General features: G+C 60.0%; 5 protein-coding genes. 4 read left to right on the top strand and 1 reads right to left on the bottom strand.

Annotation, left to right across the window (positions count from 1 at the left end; genetic code table 11):
- The first annotated feature begins 109 nt into the window (after positions 1-109).
- Both GIW69_RS02695 and GIW69_RS02700 read left to right on the top strand, forming a co-directional pair.
- Entirely contained in the window at positions 110-787 is a 678-nt protein-coding gene (locus GIW69_RS02695; protein WP_236480589.1) for a response regulator transcription factor, read from the top strand.
- A complete protein-coding gene (locus GIW69_RS02700; RefSeq protein ID WP_236480590.1) occupies positions 784-2,130 on the top strand; it encodes an ATP-binding protein in 1,347 nt (448 codons plus the stop codon). Before GIW69_RS02695 ends, GIW69_RS02700 begins: the two co-directional genes overlap by 4 nt.
- Positions 2,131-2,207: 77 nt before the next feature.
- On the opposite strand, the gene GIW69_RS02705 is transcribed toward GIW69_RS02700, so the two are convergent.
- Entirely contained in the window at positions 2,208-3,206 is a 999-nt protein-coding gene (locus tag GIW69_RS02705) for an AraC family transcriptional regulator (protein WP_236480591.1), read from the bottom strand.
- A 337-nt stretch (positions 3,207-3,543) separates the two neighbouring features.
- On the opposite strand from GIW69_RS02705, the gene GIW69_RS02710 reads away from it, so the two are divergent.
- Together GIW69_RS02710 and GIW69_RS02715 are read left to right on the top strand one after the other, a co-directional pair.
- Positions 3,544-4,878, top strand: a complete 1,335-nt coding sequence (locus GIW69_RS02710) for a dicarboxylate/amino acid:cation symporter (protein WP_236480592.1) — start codon at positions 3,544-3,546, stop codon at positions 4,876-4,878.
- Between the two features lie 148 nt (positions 4,879-5,026).
- A partial coding sequence (locus GIW69_RS02715) for a CaiB/BaiF CoA transferase family protein (RefSeq protein WP_236480593.1) occupies positions 5,027-6,137 on the top strand: 1,111 nt, incomplete at its 3' end.

The raw sequence follows: 6,137 nt of genomic DNA on the forward strand, positions 1-6,137 counted from the left end.
CGAAGCGATGCCCCAGACAACATCACTGTTGACTGTGCCGCCGCCTTCGCGAGCAGGCTCGCTCCTACAAATGCGTGTCAGGAGAATTTGTTTTGCCCGGGAGAGCCTCATGAAACTGTTGGTCGTCGAAGATGAAGCGCTGTTGCGCCATCACCTGAAAACCCGCCTTACGGAAAGCGGCCATGTGGTCGAGTCCGTGGCCAACGCCGAAGAGGCGTTGTACCAGACCGCGCAGTTCAACTTTGACCTGGCGGTTGTCGACCTCGGCTTGCCGGGTATGGGCGGGCTCGACCTGATCCGCCAGTTGCGCTCCAGCGGCAAGACGTTCCCGATCCTGATCCTCACCGCGCGCGGCAACTGGCAGGACAAGGTCGAAGGCCTGGCCGCCGGTGCCGACGATTACGTGGTCAAACCGTTCCAGTTCGAAGAGCTGGAGGCGCGACTCAATGCCTTGCTGCGCCGCTCCAGCGGTTTCACTCAATCGACGATTGTTGCCGGTCCGCTGTTGCTGGATCTGAATCGTAAACAGGCGTCCCTTGATGAACTGCCGTTGGCGTTGACCGCCTACGAATACCGCATCCTCGAATACCTGATGCGTCATCACCAGCAAGTGGTACCCAAGGATCGCTTGATGGAACAGCTGTACCCGGACGACGACGAGCGCGATCCGAACGTGATCGAAGTGCTGGTCGGCCGCCTGCGTCGCAAGCTCGAAGGTCCGGCCGGGTTCAAGCCGATCGACACCGTGCGCGGCCTCGGTTATCTGTTCAATGAGCGCTGCACTTGATCCGTTCCCTGCGCGTTCGCTTGATGCTCGCCGCCACCACGTTGGCGGTGCTGTTCATGCTCGCGCTGTTGCCGGCGATGCAGGGCGCGTTCAGCCTGGCATTGCAGGAGTCGATCGAGCAGCGCCTGGCCTCGGACGCCACCACGCTGATTTCTGCCGCGCGCATCGAAAACAATCGCCTGGTAATGCCCACGCAGTTACCGGACGAGCGTTTCAACCTCACTGACTTTCGCCTGCTCGGTTACATCTACGACCGTGACGGGCGGCTGGTCTGGCGCTCGAAAGCAACGCAGGAAGAGAAGATCAATTACACGCCGCGTTACGACGGGCGTGGCAATGAATTCGCGCGTATTCGCGAAGCCAACGGGCAAGAGTTTTTCGTCTACGACGTTGAAATCAAACTGCTCGGCGGCAAGAGCGCGGCGTTCAGCGTCGTCGCGCTGCAACCGGTGCGCGAGTATGAAGTCACCCTTGATGGACTGCGCGAGAACCTCTATCTGGGCTTCGGCGCGGCGTTGCTCGTGCTGTTGGCGCTGCTGTGGTTCGGTTTGACCTGGGGCCTGAAAGCCTTGCGCCGGCTCAGCCAGGAGCTGGACGAAATCGAAAGTGGCTCCCGCGAAAGCCTCAGTGAACAGCACCCGCGTGAACTGCTGCGCCTGACCGGCTCGCTCAACCGTTTGCTGCAAAGCGAACGCCAGCAACGCACTCGATATCGCGATTCTCTGGACGATCTGGCACACAGTCTGAAAACGCCGCTGGCAGTGTTGCAAGGGGTCAGCGAAGACATGGCGCAGCGGCCAGAGGATCTCGATCAGGCCTGGGTGCTGCAGACGCAGATTGAACGGATGAGTCAGCAGATTGGCTATCAATTGCAGCGTGCCAGTTTGCGCAAGAGTGGGCTGGTGCGGCATCAGGTTCGCTTGCAGCCGGTGCTTCAAAGTCTGTGCGACACGCTGGACAAGGTTTATCGCGACAAGGGCGTGCGGGTGGCTTTTGATTTGCCGCAGCCGTGTTACGTGCCGATTGAGCAAGGTGCCTTGTTGGAGATGATGGGCAACTTGCTGGAGAACGCTTATCGGCTGTGCCTGGGGGAAGTGCGGGTGAGTGTGCGTGAAAGTCTGGGGGGGATTGAGTTGTGTATTGAGGATGACGGGCCGGGTGTGCCGCTGGATCAGCGGGTACGGATTCTTGAGCGGGGGGAAAGGCTGGATCGTCAGCATCCCGGGCAGGGGATCGGGTTGGCGGTGGTCAAGGACATTATTGAGAGTTATGGGGCGCGGTTGGCGTTGGGGGATTCGCTGATGGGCGGGGCTGTGTTTCGGATTTATTTTCCAGCGGCTTGATGAAAATCAATTCCCTCCGGTTTCGCTTGGCCCTTGTAGGAGCGATGAATGCCTTGAGATTGAGTTTTTGTAGGCTCCTAGAGCTCTTGAGCCCGATAGGCCCCTGGTGTCACCCCCGTCCATTTCTTAAACGCCCGATGAAACGCCGACGGTTCCGAGAACCCCAGCTGTTCGGCAATCTGTTGCAACGACAGATCTGCCCGTCCCAGGTGGTAGATGGCGATATCCCGCCGCAATTGATCTTTCAACTCCTGGAAACTGGTGCCTTCTTCGCGCAGGTGCCGACGCAGAGTTTGCGGGCTGATGTGTAGATGCGCGGCGACGGCTTCCAGGTCCGGCCAGCGGTCACTGTCGCGGCTGAGCAGGCGGCGCAGGCGGCTGCTAAGGCTGTCGCCGTCGTCGGGACGTGAGAGCAGGTCGGCGGGGGAGCGTTCGAGGAAGTGTTTGAGGGTGCGGTCGTCTTGCAGCAGCGGCATGTTCAGGTAGCGGCTGTGGAACAACAGGCTGCTTTGTGACGTGGAAAATTCGAGCGGGCAGGGGAACAGCAGGTCGTATTCCGCGCCGTGATCGGGGCGCGAGTAGCTGAAGGTCGCTTGTTCCAGGCGGATGCGCTGGCCGATCAACCAACTGCCGAGGCGGTGCCAGATCACCAGCAGGCTTTCGGTGAGGAAGTGATCCGGATCCCATAACCGTGAATCGTCCAGGCTCAAACGCACCCATTCGTCTTCGCGGCTGAGGCTCAGGCGTGGGGCTTCGGGGAATAGGCTGTAAAACAACAAGCCGCGGTTGAGTGCCTTTTCCAGGCTGCGGCAGTGAATGATGGCGTGGCACATCATGGCGAAGCTGCCGGGTTTGCTCGCCGCGTTGCCGAATCCCAGGTACTCGTCGTCCAGCGCCTGCCATAAGCCCTGGATCAGTTGGGTGAACTGCTCAGGCGTGATCCGGGCGCGAGGCTCTTCGAGCAGTTCATCGCTGATGCCCAATTGTTGCAGCAGGGCCGACGGGTCGTAACCCAAGCGTCGCGCGCCGCCGAGGGCTGCACGGGCGAAGTGACTGGCGATGGTGCGTTCGCGCATAAGCATCAATCCTTCCTCTGGCGGCGGATGGTAGCCGCGACCGGCAACCGCCAACAAGGCGGATTTCCGCCAAATAGCAGCACGAGGTCGGCCGAGTTGGCGGAAATCCGCCAAGTGCGGCTGGCCACCGAGCATGAAGAAAAACCCCGCAACCCCTGATGTCAAAAGGCTTGCAGGGAAAAAACTTAAAGTGGCATGACGTTTGCGATAGGGGTGGAAGATGCCTGCCTTGGTGCAGCTCGACACAACAAATCCCTCCAGTGCAGGAGGGTTCGCAATTCAGGTTTCGTGAGCAACAGATGGATGTTGAACCGCGAAACGCTTGAGGAACTCTGCAATGACGACTCGTCAGCCACTGTACAAATCCCTGTATTTCCAGGTGATCGTCGCAATCATCATCGGTATTGCGCTCGGCCACTATTACCCGCAGTTCGGTGTAGCCGTAAAGCCGTTGGGTGACGGATTCATCAAGCTGATCAAGATGATCATCGCCCCGATCATTTTCTGCACCGTCGTCAGCGGCATCGCTGGCATGCAAAGCATGAAGTCGGTCGGCAGGACCGGCGGTTACGCACTCCTGTACTTCGAAATCGTTTCGACCATTGCCTTGCTGGTCGGCCTGATCGTGGTCAACATCGTGCAACCGGGCAACGGCATGCACATCGACGTGAGCACGCTGGACGCCTCCAAGGTGGCCAACTACGTCGCAGCCGGTGCTGACCAGAGCGTTGTCGGCTTCCTGCTCAACGTGATTCCGACCACCATCGTCGGCGCGTTCGCCACCGGTGACATCCTGCAAGTGCTGATGTTCTCGGTGATCTTCGGTTTCGCCCTGCATCGCCTGGGTTCCTACGGCAAGCCGATCCTGGACTTCATCGATCGCTTCGCCCACGTGATGTTTAACATCATCAACATGATCATGAAGCTCGCGCCGATCGGTGCCTTCGGTGCGATGGCGTTCACCATCGGTGCTTACGGTGTCGGCTCGCTGGTGCAGTTGGGTCAGTTGATGGCCTGCTTCTACATCACCTGCCTGCTGTTTGTCCTGATCGTGCTGGGCGGTATTGCTCGTGCTCACGGCTTCAGCGTTCTGAAGATGATTCGCTACATCCGTGAAGAGCTGCTGATCGTACTGGGTACGTCCTCGTCGGAGTCGGTACTGCCGCGCATGCTGATCAAGATGGAGCGTCTGGGCGCGAAGAAGTCGGTCGTGGGTCTGGTAATCCCGACCGGTTACTCGTTCAACCTCGACGGTACGGCGATCTACCTGACCATGGCGGCCGTGTTCATTGCTCAGGCAACCGACACTCACATGGACATCTCCCATCAGATCACCCTGCTGGTGGTGTTGCTGCTGTCTTCCAAAGGCGCCGCCGGTGTGACCGGTTCGGGCTTCATCGTTTTGGCCGCCACTTTGTCGGCTGTTGGCCACTTGCCGGTTGCCGGTCTGGCGCTGATTCTCGGCATCGACCGCTTCATGTCCGAAGCCCGTGCGCTGACCAACCTGGTCGGTAACGCCGTGGCCACCATCGTTGTGGCCAAGTGGGTCAAGGAACTGGACACCGACACTCTGGACGCCGAACTGGCTTCGGGCGGTCGCAGCATCGTCGAGCAGCGTCATGAAGATGACCTGGGCGTGGCTGAAGGCCCAACCCCTAGCAACGTTAGATAAACGGCGCTGCAAAACGAAAAACCCGCTTCGGCGGGTTTTTTGTTGCTCGGGATTTGAGCATTACCGTCACGGTGACTGACGCTTTCGGTGATTGCCGGGCGGGCCGGCTCTGCCTAGTCTTGAATCCATCGCTTAAGGAGATCGCCCCATGCCCGGACCTCTTGCCTCGCTGAAAATCCTGGATTTCTCGACCCTGTTACCGGGGCCGTTCGCCTCACTGTTGCTCGCGGACATGGGGGCCGAGGTGCTGCGCATCGAATCGCCGACCCGCCCCGATCTGCTTCGTGTGCTGCCACCTCACGATGGCGGCGTGTCCGCCAGTCATGCTTATCTGAATCGCAACAAGCGCAGCCTGGCGCTGGATCTCAAACAACCGGCTGCGCTGGACATCGTCAAGCAACTGGTGGCAGATCACGACATCGTCCTGGAGCAGTTTCGCCCCGGCGTGATGGAACGGTTGGGCCTGGGTTATGAGGCGTTGAAGGCGATCAATCCGAAGCTGATTTACGTCTCGATCACCGGTTATGGCCAGACCGGGCCATACAGGGATCGCGCCGGCCACGACATCAACTATCTGGCCCTGTCCGGGCTGGCGAGTTACACGGGCCGCGCTGACAGTGGACCGTTGCCGCTGGGCATGCAGGTGGCGGACGTTGCCGGTGGTTCGCTGCACGGGGTGATTGGTTTGCTGGCGGCGGTGATTGCCCGTCAACAGACCGGGCAGGGCACGCATCTGGATGTGAGCATGACCGATTGCGCGTTCAGCCTGAATGCCATGGCCGGCGCCGGCTACCTGGCTTGTGGTGAAACGCCGGGTTGGGAAAACCAGATGCTCAATGGCGGCAGCTTTTACGATCACTATCGCTCGCGGGACGGGCGCTGGTTTGCGGTCGGAAGTCTGGAGCCGGGGTTTATGCAGCCGTTGTGCGAAACGTTGGGCCGACCGGATTTGGCGGCGCAAGGGCTATCGCCTAATCCGGCAACGCAGCGGGCACTCAAGGATGCGTTAAAGACCGAATTCGAAAAACATGACTTTGCGCAGTTGTGCGAGCTGTTCGCCGGAGTGGATGCCTGTGTCGAACCGGTGTTGAGCCTGGACGAGGCGGTGGGGCATCCGCAATTGCAGGCGCGGGAAGTGGTGACGCAAGTGCCTCGGGGCGATGGCACGAGCCAGGCGCAGATGGCGTGTCCGCTGAAGTTTTCCGAGCGCTTGCCGGCGCCCCGGCATATTGGCGCGGGGTTGGGGCAGCATACGGATC

The organism is Pseudomonas syringae, from assembly GCF_021605415.1.
Taxonomy (GTDB): Bacteria; Pseudomonadota; Gammaproteobacteria; order Pseudomonadales; family Pseudomonadaceae; genus Aquipseudomonas; species Aquipseudomonas syringae_S.

Bases quoted from the DNA above. Each gene is read 5' to 3' on its own strand.
- GIW69_RS02705 (WP_236480591.1), bottom strand. From the start codon at position 3,206: ATGCGCGAACGCACCATCGCCAGTCACTTCGCCCGTGCAGCCCTCGGC.
- GIW69_RS02710 (WP_236480592.1), top strand. From the start codon at position 3,544: ATGACGACTCGTCAGCCACTGTACAAATCCCTGTATTTCCAGGTGATC.
- GIW69_RS02695 (WP_236480589.1), top strand. From the start codon at position 110: ATGAAACTGTTGGTCGTCGAAGATGAAGCGCTGTTGCGCCATCACCTG.